A 16,028-nucleotide genomic window follows, 5' to 3' on the forward strand; every position below is an offset into this window, starting at 1 on the left:
CTTGATTCTGATACTCAATAAGGTTGCGCAAATTATTCTGATTTATACGCTCTTGATCTAAGTCCTTGATTTAAAGCCCTGATTTAATACAACCATTGGCCAAATTAAGTATTTGATCTTTAACGAAGTGGTTGATGGGGAGATAACCTTCCAGATAAGTGAGCATCGCGATGGCTGAATCAGGACTGTTTTCATAACCCGCACAGAAGGTTGGGAGCTGTGTCGCCAGATCAGGGTAGCGTGACTCAATATTTTTCAACGACAGCTTTTGTTGGCGAAGTTCTTCTGAACTTGCTTTCTCTTGCTGCCACAACTGAATTAAAGACAGCAAATGTTGCAGCGCATTTTGCTGGATGTTGGTAAAGGCGAGGTACTTCTCACCGCGAGCAAAACGGCGTAAACCAATAATAATATTGGTGAGCAATTCCCCAACTAAAGGCGCTGGCGCTGAGGTTTCGCAGTTCTGGTCGAAAAACGGCATGTTAGTTGAAGAATACTCTTCATTTTGCCAGACCACTGGAAAATGGTTGGGGGCTGGGCCCGGTTGTAGTTGTTCGTCTCCATGCAGATAAAGCTCGCAGAAAATACCATCGGAAAACAATAGCCTATGGCCATTTTGGTTACGGCGGTAAGAATAGGCGATATGTTGAACTTCACTTAACCAGGACAAATTATCAAGCAGCGAATACTTTTTGTCTGCGGCAACGATGCCGTGCAGCACCATAATTTCGTCCTGTTTTGCAGGAGATGAAATCAAGGCTGGGGAATATAGCTTCAAGGCTTGGGGTAATTCGGCAAACCGCTGAACAATTTGAGTAAAACGGTTGTCCTGCAAATTGTGTTGAATCATAGCGTTAACCAACTTCCTGATTGCGAAAAGTAGGGACGAGGGCAGTCAATGCCCCCTGATTGCCTAGCTTTTTATCGCACGGAAGTTGCGCTGACAATGAAACGCATACGTATTCATAATAATTAGTCAAAAGGAAAGAATGGAAAACCCTTGCCAATTAAGGTGTGTATGCATTTAACCGAATGAATTCCTTATTATTCTTGCATACATTCAGAACAGGTTTTTAATCGCGCTACAGAAACCAATCCAATCAGCAGCAATAAAGCGGTTCCGAATTGCGGCCAACCTGCTGGAACGGCAAAGGCCAGAGAGCTACCGCCAAATAACACAATCATGGAGATAGCGGTTATTTTGGTTTTGGGAGAGACACAGCGATTTTGTTCCCAACGCTTTAGCATGGAACCAAAGAGCTGCGTGTTGTGTAACCATTGATGCAAACGTGGTGAAGACTTGGCAAAACAACCCGCAGCTAATAGTACAAATGGTGTAGTAGGCAGTACCGGCAGGAAAATGCCAAGAAATCCAATGGAGAGTAGCAAGAACCCCATAGCACTAAGTAAATACATATAATTTCCTTCTTATAAGCAACTTCATTCACTCTTTTACCCTAAATGACAATCACTTCTGATGATGGGTAAATCGGTTACACGGACAATTTTCAGCAATGTGCTAACTTAATTGTAGCGTAAGTTAAGGAAAGGTGAATCTTCAGGCTGGAATTGATTTTACCCTTGACTCACTGAAGTTTGAAAACCTGCGTTATAAGCAAGTGTAAAAATACAGATACAGTGTTTATTGATGGCTTGCGCAGCGGTCACGATATTGAAATTTGCAGCGAATAGCATCAAACATGTTGAGTTATGTTGATAAAATTTCAGTTATTGACGTTCTTTAGAGCGCGGTATAAAAAAATTGAATGGAATTTCCTATTCCTATAAACACTTTTTATGGTCGCTATAACGAAATGAAAGCCGATGCCAATTTTAATTTGCCTGGGTTTTCCTTATACTTCGCACCCTAAAATTTCTAGATCCGCATAACAGATGGTTATGCACCGATTAACCAAGAGGAACATTGCAGTGTTAGAAGCTTATCGTAAACACGTAGAAGAGCGTGCTGCGGAGGGGATCCCGCCCAAGCCACTCAGCGCAGAACAGGTTGCTGATCTGGTTGAGTTGCTGAAAGCTCCACCAGCAGGCGAAGAAGATTTTCTGTTGGAATTATTGTCTGACCGTGTACCTCCGGGCGTAGACGAAGCCGCTTATGTAAAAGCTGGATTTTTGACTGCAATCACCAAAGGTGAAGCGACGTCTCCAGTTGTTTCTAAAGAAGCTGCGGTTCAGCTTCTGGGTAATATGCACGGTGGCTACAACATCGCCACTTTGATCGAATTGCTTGATGATGCCGATTTGGCTGAATTGGCAGCAGAAGAGTTGAAACACACTCTGTTGATGTTCGATTCTTTCCATGATGTTGAAGATAAAATGAAAGCGGGCAACAGCTACGCGAAAGACGTTATCGAATCATGGGCAGACGGCGAGTGGTTCACTAGCCGTCCTGAAATCCCTGAAAAGATTACTGCCACTGTATTTAAAGTGACAGGCGAAACCAACACTGACGATTTGTCTCCTGCTCCTGATGCATGGTCTCGCCCTGACATCCCGCTACATGCTCGTGCAATGTACAAGATGACTCGTGACGGTTTGACGCCTGAAACTCATGGTGAAGTGGGTCCTCTAGCTCAAATCGAAGAAGTGAAAGCAAAAGGCCATCCTGTTGCATTCGTGGGTGACGTTGTAGGTACGGGTTCTTCTCGTAAATCAGCGACTAACTCTGTGTTGTGGTTCTTCGGCGACGATTTGCCGGGCGTTCCTAACAAGCGTGGTGGCGGTATCTGTATCGGCGGCAAAGTTGCACCTATCTTCTTCAACACAATGGAAGATGCGGGCGCTTTGGTATTTGAAGCCGATGTAGAGCAAATGAACATGGGCGATGTGATTGAGATCTTCCCATTGGAAGGCAAAATCACTAACGCTGACACTGGCGCTGTATTGGCTGAATACAGCTATAAGTCTGACGTTATTCTTGACGAAGTGCGTGCTGGTGGCCGTATTAACCTGATCATCGGTCGTGGTTTGACTGACAAAGCGCGTACCGCTTTGGGTCTTGGAACTTCTGATTTGTTCCGTAAGCCAGTACAACCAGAAGATTCTGGCAAAGGTTTCACCCTTGCTCAGAAAATGGTGGGTAAAGCCTGTGGCGTTGAAGGTATCCGCCCTGGTACTTATTGCGAACCCAAGATGACCACTGTGGGTTCTCAGGATACCACTGGCCCAATGACTCGTGACGAGTTGAAAGATTTGGCGTGTTTGGGCTTCTCTGCGGATTTGACCATGCAGTCATTCTGCCATACAGCCGCTTATCCCAAGCCGGTTGATATTGAGACTCAACACACCTTACCTGATTTTATTATGACTCGTGGTGGAGTGTCGTTGCGTCCTGGTGACGGTATCATTCATAGCTGGTTGAATCGTATGTTGTTGCCAGATACTGTTGGTACAGGTGGTGACTCTCATACACGTTTCCCATTGGGTATTTCATTCCCTGCGGGTTCTGGCTTGGTTGCTTTTGCCGCTGCGACTGGCGTTATGCCATTGGATATGCCTGAATCCATTTTGGTGCGCTTTAAAGGTGAAATGCAGCCTGGTATCACTTTGCGTGATTTGGTACATGCGATTCCTTTGTATGCTATCAAGAAAGGTTTGTTGACGGTTGAGAAGAAAGGCAAGAAGAATGCTTTCTCTGGTCGTATCCTTGAAATTGAAGGTTTGGAAAACCTGACTGTTGAGCAAGCATTTGAATTGTCTGACGCATCTGCGGAGCGTTCTGCTGCTGGCTGTACTATCAAGCTGTCAGAAGAATCTATCTCTGAATATTTGCGTTCTAACATCACCATGTTGCGCTGGATGATCAACGAAGGTTATGGCGACCCACGTACTCTTGAGCGTCGCGCCAAGAAGATGGAAGCATGGTTGGCGAATCCTGAGTTGATGCAAGCTGATGCTGATGCAGAATACGAAGAAGTGATCGAAATCGACCTTAACGAGATTAAAGAGCCAATCGTATGTTGCCCTAATGACCCTGATGATGCGAAAACATTGTCTGACGTTGCTGGTGACAAGGTTGATGAAGTATTCATCGGTTCTTGTATGACTAACATCGGTCACTTCCGTGCTGCGGGTAAGTTGTTGGAAGCAAACAATAAGCCGTTAAACACTCGTTTGTGGATGTCTCCTCCAACCAAAATGGATCAGGCACAGTTGATGGAAGAAGGTTACTTTAACATTTACGGTCGTGCGGGTGTTCGTACTGAAATGCCTGGATGTTCATTGTGTATGGGTAACCAGGCTCGTGTTGCTGCGGGTTCAACGGTACTTTCTACTTCTACTCGTAACTTCCCTAACCGTTTGGGCGATGGTGCCAATGTGTACCTGACTTCTGCGGAACTGGCATCAGTAGGTGCGATTTTGGGTAAATTGCCAACGGCTGCCGAGTACATGGAATATGCCAACAAGATCGATTCCATGAGCGGTGAAGTATTCAAGTACCTGAACTTCGACCAAATGCCTGACTTCAAGAAGGCGGAAGAAGCAGCGAAAGCTAACATTATTCCTACTTTGAACGTAGAGTAATATTTGCTTAATCAGTTGGCTTTGGGCTGGCTGAGCGATTTAAGAAGGGCGTCTTTCTTTATAGAACAGACGCCCTTTTTCTATTTGTTGGTTGGGCTTTTGGGCTGCTTATTTGGGGGGCTTGTTTAGGCGAAATTCATCAGAAAATTATTTTATGGAGAAGAGGAAAATATTTTGAGTGGCCTATGCATAATTCTATGTGTATAATTAGCGTCGCTAGAAAGAAAGTCTTGATTTACACGTAATATTTCACCGTTGTACTACTGTTGTTTTTGTAATACCTCGTCCTGAAGTTTAAGTTTGAGCCTACATTTCCGAGCAAGTCCCGCCTTTATAGGCACATATTTAATGATACATTCAGGAGACATTTATGTCTGAAAGAGTTCAAGGAACCGTTAAGTGGTTCGACGAAACTAAAGGTTTTGGTTTTATTGCACAACAGTCTGGTCCAGACGTATTTGCACATTTCCGTGCAATTTCAAGCGACGGCTTCAAGACTTTAGCTGAAGGCCAAAAAGTTGAGTTTTCTATTACTCAAGGCCAAAAAGGCCCTCAAGCTGACAACATCGTAGTTCTATAATATAACTCGATGCTCACATCTTCGATAAGGCAGGCTTTTTAGCCTGCCTTATTTTTTTCTGAAACCTGACTTTCAGGTATTGAATGTGAAATCCTTCCCCGTCTGATAAGACACGACACTAATCATAATTAACAAAAGTAAAAAATAAACTTCTATACTTACTGTTATTCCTGAGCTGCAATCTTGCCGAATGATGATTTTTTCAATGGCGTTATACAAAAGTTCTATTGATAAGTAGCATGTGAGATGAAAAGCTAATCTTAAACGTTTCTTGAAATAAGTGTTTGATTAATCATGAAGAAAAACTTACCTATTACTAATGTTGAACGCAAATTTTCAGAACGCGCGAACATTCTTTCTACGACTAATTTAAAAGGCCATATCACTTATATTAATAAGGATTTTATTGATGTGAGTGGTTTCACTGAGCAAGAGCTGCTCGGGCAGAATCACCATATAGTACGCCACCCTGAAATGCCTCCACCTGTGTTTAAAATGTTCTGGGAAACATTACGTAGTGATAATTCCTGGATGGGTATCGTTAAAAACAGGTGTAAAAATGGCGATCATTATTGGGTTGACGCTTATGCAACACCAATTAAAACGAAGGGTAAAGTTGAAGAATACCAATCGGTTAGACGTAAAGCGAAAGCTGAGTATGTAGAACGTGCAGAGAAGGTCTACAAGTCAATCAACGAAGGCAAACCGATACGTCAAATCAAAGATTCTGTGTCAGTGAAGACCTTGTTGTTACTTTCGGTGATATTACCTTATTTACTGCCTCTAATTGCGTTCTTTGTTTGGGATAGTGCCTCGACGATTATTGGTGCAGTCATTGTTGCTGCTGTGTCATCTCTGTTTGCCATTAACTATGCGTATCAGCCTTTTGAAAAAGCGATTAGTAAGGCGAAAGAAATTACTAATGATACTGTTGCCCGCTATGTCTACACCGGAAGAGCTGATGATGGCGGTTCTATTTTATTAGCGTTGAAACGGTTGGAATCGGAAAATGCGGCGCTTATTGGACGTATTAATGATATGTCAGTGAAACTGTCTGAAAGTGCTAACAATCTTAGTAAAGCCGTTTCTGAATCAGAATCCGGCATTAATATGCAGTTTAAACAGACTGAAAAAATGTCGCTGGCTGTTGAGGGGATAAATCAAAGTATCTCCAATGTAGCCAACAGCACCCAGGCAACATCTGTGGCAGCAGAAGAGGCCTTGGCGAGAGCTTCTTCAGGTAGGGAAGTTGTTGACGCTAATGCCGTGTCAGTGAGTGAATTGCGTGGGCAAATTAACCGTGCAGCACAGGTTGTCAGTGGGGTTTCAAGAAGTAGTGAAGATATTGCTAAAATACTCGATGTTATTATCGGAATCGCGGATCAAACCAATCTTCTTGCTTTAAATGCGGCTATAGAGGCGGCTAGAGCCGGAGAACTCGGACGTGGTTTTGCTGTTGTTGCTGATGAAGTTCGATCACTTGCCAGCCGTACACAGGAGTCAACGGGCGAAATTCGACAGGTTATTGAAAAGTTACAGATTGGCGTGGCAGAAGCTGTCAATGTTATGGATAAGGGAGAAACCATGGCACAAGAGAGCGTTGAGAAAAGCCAGCAAACGGCCTCTAATCTGGCTGACATTCTGCATTCGATCACAGATATTTCCCATCTGAGTGAGCAGATATCGTCAGAGGTACGTGAGCAATCAACCGTGGCTGGTAACATGAGTCGTTGTGTTGAAGACATCAAGACGCAATCTGAGGTAAACATGCGTGCCGCAAACTTGAGTCGAAAGGTCAGTGAAAACACTGTGACCATTACAGAAAGACTGGATCAGCTAACTTCTCAATTCTGGGATAATCAACAATTGCATTAGAGCTCTTAACCTCAACTGGTTATTTAACCCCATAGATGGGGTTATTTAGAGTTTCCGTTATTTGAGAAACAGGACGTTGTTTGTATTTGATTTAACGAACAACGCCTGCCCCCGAATGGATCTTATTTGTCGTTATTTTTGAATTTCATAACGGTTTTGCATAGTTTTCCAAATTGTCTTTCTTTCTCTCTTTTTTCTGCAATGGAAGCGCTGTTGTATGCCTCTTCCCTTAGCAATTTTTGATAGTTTTCCAACCTTCTTCTATCCAGTTCACCAGCTTCAACGGCACGTAGAACTGCACAGCCCGGTTCATTGCTGTGTCGGCAATCGTTAAATTTGCACTGCTGTGCCAAGGATTCAATATCGGTAAAGGTGTGCTTTATCCCTTCCTCGCAATTTACGATTTGTAGTTCGCGCATTCCAGGGGTATCGATAAGCACTCCGCCATCTTCCAAAGGGATTATATGGCGCTGAGTGGTTGTATGACGGCCTTTGCTGTCAGATTCTCGAATGTTGCCTGTAGCTTGTTCACTCTTGTCAGACAAGCTATTTACCAAGGTGGATTTACCTACGCCTGATGAACCGAGAAAACAAAGTGTATTGCCTTTGCCACAAAAACTTTTCAGTGGCCTTAGCGAACCTGCGTCGAGAGCGTTAACAGCAAACACTGCAAGCTGAGCATCAAGCTGTTGTACTTGCTCTACTTGCGTTTCCCAATCTGCGCATAAGTCCTGTTTGGTGAGCACGACAACAGGAGTAATGTCTGTTTCCTTGCATAGCGCCAGATAACGCTCAATACGATTCAAACTAAAGTCATCATTTAATGAACACACAATAAATGCGGTATCCACGTTCGAGACCATAAGTTGCGTTTCTAACTGGCTTCCAGCGGACTTTCTGGCGATTTGTGAGAATCGTTCCAGACAGCGACTAATATGCTGTTTTTCATCTATCAGGATCCAGTCTCCAGTGGCAAGCCTGGGAGAGGAAGCAAGTAATGGCAGAGTGAAATAGCCCGTTTCGTTCAGGCATTCAATATGCCCTTGATGCACCGAAGACACTCTGGCGATTTGGCAGGACTCAAATTCCTGTAAAGACAGTTGTTGTTGGAAAAAGGGTTTCCAGCCGTAACGAGATAATAATGATGGATTAAACATGATAAGCCCTGACGTTATTACGTCATATGTAAGTCTTACAACATACGGGGCTGTGTGCTTTTATGTTTTTAATAACGTTGTTTCAGTAAAAACAGGCACAATTAGCCCCGGCTAAAAGCCGGGCTGAAAAGCGAAGGTTTCGCTTATTAACGTGTTGTCGCCCGGAAGAAGTTGCTTGCAATCATGTCTATCCTCCGTCAATAAGTAATGTTTAACAGCCAGAAGTGTAAACCCAAATATGGCTATGAGAAAGTCTTTTAAATCAGGTTATAAAACCCATTCAATGATTGGATATAGCTGAAATATCGACAGTCTCTAATAATCCCATTACTCTTACAGATGTTTATATTTGGATGGAGAAGGCGATGACGGGCTCATCTCAACCAACCTCAGTCAATGGTGCGGTTATTGACGCTGTTACTAGCGCTAACGTTAAGGTACTTGGTGACTCGCCAGCTATAGCTATTGGAAGTTTGTATCAGCAAATAGGGAATGCCGTGGCGATGGCGGCAGCGAATACTGTTTATGCTCAGCAACAAGCTAATACATCCTATCAAGCTGCTACCACATTGGGTGTCACCAAGTTGTTTTCGCAGAATAAATAAATGTCGGATATTTTACGTTGAAAGTTGTTATTTATGGCGCCGGTTCAATCGGTTGTTACATTGGGGCAGTGTTATTTAAACAAGGTGTTGATGTGCAGTTGTTGGGGCGTCAACGATTGAGCGATGCGGTTAACCAACAGGGCGGGGTTCACATATCGGATTATGAAGGGCGAGATGAATTTATTTCTTCTGTACCTTATCAAACCAATAGCGCCATTCTTCAGTCGGCGGATATTGTGTTAGTGACACTAAAATGCACAGCAATGAAAGAGGCTGCTGAGGTCTTGGCTGAACATTGCAAGCCAGGATGTATTGTGGTGTGTTTGCAAAACGGCGTTGGTTCAGAACAAGTGGTTATGGAGCAAGCTACTCAGTGCCGAGTGTATTGTGGCATTGTGCCTTTTAATGTTGTACAGGGCGAACATGCCTGTTTTCATCGTGCGACAGAAGGAGCGTTGCATTTTCCTGATATTCCCGAGATGAATCCGATTCAGCAGGCTTATTTGTCGTATGGTTTACCTTGTGAGCTGGAACCGGATATGCCAGCCATTATCTGGGGTAAATTGTTGTTAAACCTTAATAATGCGATTAATGCATTGTCGGATTTACCCTTAAAAACCGAGTTATCACAACGTGGATATCGCTTGGTATTGGCAAGGTGTCAGGAAGAATTACTCGCGGTATGCAAAGCCCGAAATATTAAGCTGGCTCAACTTACGGCGGTGAAGCCTCATATCATCCCTAAAATTTTAAAACTCCCTGATTTTCTATTTCGCATTATTGCGCAAAAAATGTTGGCGATTGACCCCAAAGCGCGTTCTTCCATGTGGGAAGATTTGCAGGCGGGACGCGAGACTGAAATTGATTTCTTAAATGGTGCCGTTGTAACAATGGCGGAATCTGTAGGTATGGATGCGCCAGTCAATCGAAAGATAACAAGCCTCTTAAAGCAAAGCTCATTATGCAGCTCATCACGTAATTCTAGAACAAACTTCAGTGCTCGTGAGTTACAAAAAGCATTAGTTTGATTTCAATCAAGCTCTCATTATTTATGCATATTATTTGATTTATCTGGCTTGCCAAAAGCTTAGTATGGGAGCTACCAATGTGGGGTTTACCAATATGCTTTGCGTTCAAGAGCATAGTGATGAAGTTAGACTATTGAATAATATGCAAAAAGCATTGTGAATCTTATAGTCTATATCAAGACAATTGGACAGATATCCTATGCCAGCCAAATCTATTGAAAAATTGAATGAAGCGTTTGGGGAACATATCGTCAACTACGTTTCTGATATTTTAAAGCCCAAAGCCGAGTCAATCGCTGCTACTTTCTATCGTGAACTAAGTCATGAGGCTGAATCTTCCTTTTTTCTGGATAACGAGAAAGTCGAGAAGCAACTTAAGTTCTCTTTTACCCGATGGGCAGAAACTATCTTTAGCTTAAAGAAGGATTTTGATAAGGAAGGGTTTTATCAACTCCATAATGACATTGGTACTATCCACGCTCGAATCGGTGTGCCAATGGAACTGGTTGATTATGGTATGCAAATTGTGAAGGATTACAGTTTTCAACTATATCTCAATTCTGCGGACAACAAGTACCACGCCGAAGGCGTTGTATACATCAACAAGCTACTTGATGCCTGCCTGTCGGTGATTAATCAAAGCTATGTTAACCGTTCTATGGTTGATGAACGTAATGCCCAAGCACTGCGTTTAAAAATGGCTTCTTCTGATTTGTCTCTTGAGTGTGAGCGTATTCGCTCTGAAATGATTGCCTGGAGTCGTGAGATTATTACCTTTTACGCTTCCGGGAATATCTCTGCTATGAGAGCCATTGCTGATGTTCGACATACCAATTGTGGTTTGTGGTTTGTGCATAAGGCTGGCCTTTACTTCCCCGATTCGCCTGAGCTGGAACAGATAGGCGCGCTATTGGATGATATCAACGGTTATGTGCAAGCCAGATTTGTCATGGAGGAATGTCAGTGTAATGAACAGGCTGGTGTTGTCATCAATGGCCTGAACGTTAAGGTGAACGAGGTATGTTGGTTGTTGGAACAGGTTTCCGACAAAAACAGCAAGGAAACCAATTCGAAAGATCCGCTGACTCAGCTACTTAGTCGTCGATTTGTTGATGGCATATTCAAACGTGAAATTGCGCTATGTGAAAAGCAAAAAGAACGATTTGGCTTGCTGATGATCGACATCGACAATTTTAAACTGGTCAATGATACCTACGGGCATCAGGTAGGTGACAGGGTGTTGCGCGATGTGTCGAGCAATATATTACATAATGTACGACCAACCGATTTTTGCTTCCGTTATGGTGGCGAAGAAATTCTGGTTTTGCTCAGTGCGGTAGACAAGCAAGGTGTGTTGCAAAAAGCAGAACAGATTAGGCAATGTATCGAGTCTCATATTACTTGCATATCGGAACATAAATCGTTGCGAGTGACTGTCAGTATTGGTGTCGCTGTGTATGATGGTCATCCCGATTATCAACATACTATCAACGAAGCTGATATGAATTTGTACCGAGCCAAGAATAACGGTAAAAATATGACGGTTGCGGCCTGAGTCATTCGATAGCTTGAACCCGGTTCGTTTTTCTTTATGACTTTCTATGTTGGTAGAGAGTCATTAATAGGTGGTTATTTGACTTATCCTCTCCTGTATTTATTTTATTTCTCACTTATTTACAATTTTAAAAAGTTCTATACATCCTGCTGATATAATCTTGGATCTTGGTGATTTTGGCCTTATTTTAGTGCCAATTTGACAAGTTCTTGTCACAACTTGGCGCGAATGGGTAGATAAGTCTATAACCAGAAGTGCGATGTGGTTAAGCCAACTTAAATAAACAGATTTCTGGAAAAGGAACGGTTGGCAACGGTAGTAAGTAATTTTTAATGGAATTGAGTCGGGCATGAAAGAAAAATTGATCAAAATTGGGGTGCCATTCGCCATATTGTTCTTGGGTGTGATGGCGGCGGCAGGCATGGTCTCTGCAACTGCTAATAAGGATAGTGAAGAGAAGGCTCCGCCTTCTCCGCCATTGGTGAATGTGGCAACTGTCGTGCCTGAACAATATCAAGTGAATATTGATGCCTGGGGTGAGTTACGTCCCAAGGAAATGACACAACTATCCAGCTTTGTTACCGGAGAAGTGGTAGCCATTCACGAAGCCTTTAAATTGGGTGGGTTAGTCAAACAAGGCGATGTACTGGTCAATATTGACGATGCCGATTATCGCGCCGCATTAAGTGATGCCGAATCCAACCTTGCTGCTGCGCAGTCTAATTTGGAGCAAGAAATTGCCGCAGCAGAAGTGGCCAAAGAAGAATGGTCTACTGTTTCCAAAGATAAAATTACCGCTCTGGCGCTGCGCAAACCGCAAGTGCTAAGCGCTAAAGCGCGTGTCAAATCGGCCGAAGCAGCACTTGCCCGAGCGCAGAGAAATCTTGAACGTTGCAAGGTGAAAGCGCCTTATGATGCTTTGGTTGTGTCTCGTAACATTGGCTTGGGTCAAGTAGTGAATCAGGGCAGTGTGCTTGGTGAAGTCTACAACGTAGAAAGTGCCGAGATTACCTTGCCTATCGCGGGTTTTGATATGCCCTTTTTGCCTCATATTACCGATACCTTCAAGGCCGAGTTGGAAGTTGTTGGTGGAAGCGGGGTGACTCGATCGGTAAATATCGATCGGGATGCAGGATTAATCAATAGCAAAACCCGTATGAGCAGTTTAATCGCTGTGCTGGACGATCCTTATGGCCTGAGAAATCAGGTGACGCCTGTGAAATTTGGTAGCTATGTCAAAGTCACTATCCCTGGTGCGGTATTAGACAATGTGGTGGTTATTGCTCAGGAAGCCGTAACAAATAAACGAGTCTGGCTACTGGACGAGAGCAATCAATTGTTTGAGCGTGATGTCACCATCCTGAGAGAAGAAGGTGAGCGTTTACTAATAGGCGCAGGGTTAAAGGCGGGAGAACGTTTGGTTACTCATGCCCCTGAATTTCCCAGAGAGGGAATGAAAGTGACGCCTTCTGAGGGCAATGACACAGTTGCGCAGGTGAATTAGTCATGTTGGATACAGATCGTGGCTTAATCGCCTATTTTGCACGGAATCCGGTTGCCGCTAATTTATTGATGTTTGTCATTATCGTTATGGGGATGATGACGTACTTCAGTATTCAGCGCCAAATGTTTGCTACCACAGAAATTAACTACATCAATATTCGAGCTATTTATCCGGGCGCAGATCCACAGGAAATGGAAGAAAGCGTCATGATTAAAATGGAAGAATCATTACAGGATGTGACGGGTATCGACAAGATGGTGACTCGTGTGAGTCGTGGTAGCGGCAGCATTAGTTTAGAGATTGATGTCGGTGAAGATCTGAGTGATGTACTGGATCAGGTAAAATTACGAATCGACAGTATAGCGACATTTCCTAATGGCATGGAACCGCCCATTATCTACAAACGAGAATTTACTCAAACCGTGATTGAGCTGGTCTTAACCGGGCCAGATGATCCACTCAAATTGAAAGAGTTTGGTAAGCAGGTTGAAGACGAACTATTGCAGTTAGATAACGTGACGTTAGTGAACTTCGATAGCATGCCAGAGAACGAAATCTCCATTGAGATATTGCCTGAAACCCTGCGTCAATATGGCCTGACGTTGGCACAGGTAACAGAAACTATTCGCAAATATTCTCGCAATCAGTCTGCAGGGACTATCGATACTCAATCCGGGATCATTGCCATTCGTTCCGAGCAGCAAGCTTATACAGGCGCGGAGTTTTACGCCATTCCTATCGTGACCGGAGATAACGGCGAACAGGTGCTATTGGGCGACATCGCCAAGATTAAAGATGGCTTTGAAGAGCGTATTCATTACATGCGTTATAACGGTCGGGAAGCCACTATAGTGAATGTGTTAGCGACCAAAGACCAATCCATGCCGATTGTATCTGACAGTGTGCGCAAGTATATGGAAGCGAAACAGAAAACCTTGCCTGAAGGTTACAACATGGAAATTCTGGTGGATATGACCTACTACCTGAATGGTCGCCTCGACATGATGTTGCGTAATCTTGCTCAAGGGGCTGTACTGGTGTTTGTTATGCTAGCCTTGTTCTTGCGCTTCAAGTTGGCGTTGTGGGTAATGGTTGGTTTACCACTGACCTTTCTGGGGGCGATTTTGATGATGCCTTTGTTGGGCATTAGCATCAACATCACGTCTTTGTTTGCCTTTATCATGGTGCTGGGGATAGTGGTGGATGACGCTATCGTCATAGGGGAAAGTGCCTCTACAGAAATAGAGAAACGAGGGCACAGTGTTGAGAATGTCATTCGTGGTGCTAAGCGTGTTGCCTTGCCGGCGACCTTTGGGGTGCTAACGACTATTGCGGTATTTATGCCTTTCATGTTCTCCAAAGGGGTTGAGTCGGGCGGCTTTATTTCAATTGCTGGCGTGGTTATTTTGTGCCTGTTTTTCAGCTTGGTGGAATCCAAATTGATACTGCCGGCGCATTTGGCCGAGAGCAAATTCCGTAACATCACTGAAAACAGCTGGCGTCATAGCTTTAATCGCGGTTTTCAGCATTTTGTTGAAGATATGTATCAGCCGTTTTTGAAGCGCTGTGTTGAATATCGCTACATTACCTTTGCTTGTTTTGTTGCTTTGCTGATTATCACTGCGACCATGCTAAAAACCGGCATTGTGCGTTTTGTGCCTATGCCCAGTATTCCTCATGATTTCCCATCTATCAGTATCGAGATGAATGAGAATGTGTCTGAGCAGCAGACCATGGATGCCATTCGCACTTTGGAGCAAATGATCCGTGATGTAGATAAAAGTGTTATCGCTGATACTGGTTCGCCCATGGTGGCGCATATCATGGCTTATGCGCGAAGCGCGAATGCAGGGCGAATTGTTGCGCCGCTGGTGGATGAAGAGTCCCGTCCATTCGATACCTTTGAGTTGGCGCGTCGCTGGCGAGAAGCGATTCCCCCTATTCCCGGTTTGAAGAAAATCACTATTCAGGACGAAGTCATTGAAGCGGGTGACGAAGGTGAGTTGAGTTATCGCATTTACGGTAAGGATCTGGATGAGCTAAACGCCGCTGGTCGCATGTTGATGAATCGCTTGAATCAGGTTGAAGGTTTGTCCGATGTCGGTTCAAGTATTGATGCTGCTAATAAGGAAATTCAATTGCAGTTAAAACCAGTGGCTTATCAGTTGGGCTTAACACCCGCCGATGTTGCCAGCCAGGTTGGCTTGAGTTTTTATGGTGGCGAAGTACAGCGTGTATTGCGCGACGGCGATGAAATCAAAGTGATGGTGCGTTACCCGCGTTACACTCGTGAGCAAATCGCATCATTGAAACAAACCCGAGTCGCAACACCTCAAGGTAATGAAGTGATGTTGGGGGATATCGCTGAGCTATACGAGCAGCCGGGTTTAAGCTATATCCGTCGTGATGAAGGCTTCCGCACAGTGCGCGTATACGCTTCTATTGATGAAAAGATCATTACGCCGGGCGAAGCCGTTGAGAAGGTTAAAAATGAGATTTTGCCTGACGTTATTAAGGTCTACCCTACGGTAAAATCCAAGCTGGGTGGGCAAGTACAAGAACAGCAAGAGCAGCAATTGGAAATGGCAAAGTTTGCTGTGGCTGGATTACTTGCGGTGTATTTCTTGCTGGCGATTCCATTGAAAAGCTACGCGCAACCTTTCATTATTATGTCGGTGATCCCCTTTGGACTAACAGGCGCGGTATGGGGGCATTTCTTCCTTGGCTATGATATCAGCATGATGTCTATGTTCGGCATTATTGCCGCCGCCGGGGTGGTGGTTAACGATAGTTTGGTATTAACCGATTACGTGAATCAGCTCAGAGCCGAAGGCCATAGCATTATTGATTCAGTGGTTAATGCAGGAAAAGCCAGATTCCGGGCGATTTTGCTGACTTCGCTAACAACATTCTTCGGCTTGGTTCCCATTATGTTTGAGACCAGTCTACAGGCCAGATTCGTTATTCCTATGGCGATTTCGTTGTCGTTTGCTGTGGCTTTTGCCACCCTGATTACCTTGTTACTCGTTCCTTGTTTATATCTGGTGTTAGAAGATTTAGGTCGCGTTTCTTCGGCAATTTCAGCTCGATTCAAGAAATTAAGAGGAAAGCATGAAGAGCAAGATAAGCCACAGACCACGCCGTTAGAATCTTCTGTGGATTAATATAGGTTTATTGGAGGC

The 16,028-nt window shown here is 44.0% G+C and carries 11 protein-coding genes; 8 read left to right on the forward strand and 3 right to left on the reverse strand.

Annotation, left to right across the window (positions count from 1 at the left end; translation table 11 throughout):
* Nucleotides 1-70 precede the first annotated feature (70 nt).
* Together KIH87_RS05165 and KIH87_RS05170 are read right to left on the reverse strand one after the other, a co-directional pair.
* Nucleotides 71-850, reverse strand: coding sequence for a hypothetical protein (locus tag KIH87_RS05165; protein WP_232360472.1), 780 nt, complete (start codon nt 848-850; stop codon nt 71-73).
* A gap of 194 nt (nt 851-1,044) precedes the next feature.
* Nucleotides 1,045-1,416 (reverse strand): YbaN family protein, encoded by a 372-nt coding sequence (locus KIH87_RS05170; RefSeq protein ID WP_232360473.1) that lies wholly within the window; start codon nt 1,414-1,416, stop codon nt 1,045-1,047.
* Nucleotides 1,417-1,929: 513 nt separating this feature from the next.
* On the opposite strand from KIH87_RS05170, the gene acnB reads away from it, so the two are divergent.
* From acnB to KIH87_RS05185, 3 genes are all read left to right on the forward strand, one after another.
* Nucleotides 1,930-4,542 carry a bifunctional aconitate hydratase 2/2-methylisocitrate dehydratase gene (gene acnB / locus KIH87_RS05175; protein WP_232360474.1) on the forward strand — a complete coding sequence of 871 codons (2,613 nt, stop codon included), beginning with the start codon at nt 1,930-1,932 and terminating at the stop codon, nt 4,540-4,542.
* 370 nt (nt 4,543-4,912) lie between these two features.
* On the forward strand, nt 4,913-5,122 hold the full coding sequence (locus KIH87_RS05180) for a cold-shock protein (protein WP_232360475.1): 210 nt from the start codon (nt 4,913-4,915) through the stop codon (nt 5,120-5,122).
* A gap of 294 nt (nt 5,123-5,416) precedes the next feature.
* Nucleotides 5,417-6,997 carry a methyl-accepting chemotaxis protein gene (locus tag KIH87_RS05185; RefSeq protein WP_232360476.1) on the forward strand — a complete coding sequence of 527 codons (1,581 nt, stop codon included), beginning with the start codon at nt 5,417-5,419 and terminating at the stop codon, nt 6,995-6,997.
* A 122-nt stretch (nt 6,998-7,119) separates the two neighbouring features.
* Here KIH87_RS05185 and rsgA read toward each other — a convergent pair whose 3' ends face one another.
* Nucleotides 7,120-8,154: a ribosome small subunit-dependent GTPase A gene (gene rsgA / locus KIH87_RS05190; protein WP_232360477.1), complete on the reverse strand. Its 1,035-nt coding sequence runs from the start codon at nt 8,152-8,154 to the stop codon at nt 7,120-7,122.
* A gap of 365 nt (nt 8,155-8,519) precedes the next feature.
* Between rsgA and KIH87_RS05195 the strand changes: the two genes are divergently transcribed.
* The 5 genes from KIH87_RS05195 to KIH87_RS05215 all read left to right on the forward strand — a co-directional run bounded on the left by KIH87_RS05195 (nt 8,520) and on the right by KIH87_RS05215 (nt 16,010).
* Nucleotides 8,520-8,759, forward strand: coding sequence for a RebB family R body protein (locus KIH87_RS05195; RefSeq protein ID WP_232360478.1), 240 nt, complete (start codon nt 8,520-8,522; stop codon nt 8,757-8,759).
* Nucleotides 8,760-8,776: 17 nt separating this feature from the next.
* Complete coding sequence (locus KIH87_RS05200) at nt 8,777-9,787, forward strand: 2-dehydropantoate 2-reductase (protein WP_232360479.1); 1,011 nt, start codon at nt 8,777-8,779, stop codon at nt 9,785-9,787.
* 199 nt (nt 9,788-9,986) lie between these two features.
* Entirely contained in the window at nt 9,987-11,342 is a 1,356-nt protein-coding gene (locus KIH87_RS05205) for a GGDEF domain-containing protein (protein WP_232360480.1), read from the forward strand.
* Nucleotides 11,343-11,691: 349 nt separating this feature from the next.
* Complete coding sequence (locus KIH87_RS05210; protein ID WP_232360481.1) at nt 11,692-12,846, forward strand: efflux RND transporter periplasmic adaptor subunit; 1,155 nt, start codon at nt 11,692-11,694, stop codon at nt 12,844-12,846.
* Between the two features lie 2 nt (nt 12,847-12,848).
* Complete coding sequence (locus KIH87_RS05215) at nt 12,849-16,010, forward strand: efflux RND transporter permease subunit (RefSeq protein WP_232360482.1); 3,162 nt, start codon at nt 12,849-12,851, stop codon at nt 16,008-16,010.
* The last annotated feature ends 18 nt before the right edge of the window (nt 16,011-16,028 follow it).

It is taken from the genome of Paraneptunicella aestuarii (assembly GCF_019900845.1).
GTDB lineage: Bacteria > Pseudomonadota > Gammaproteobacteria > Enterobacterales > Alteromonadaceae > Paraneptunicella > Paraneptunicella aestuarii.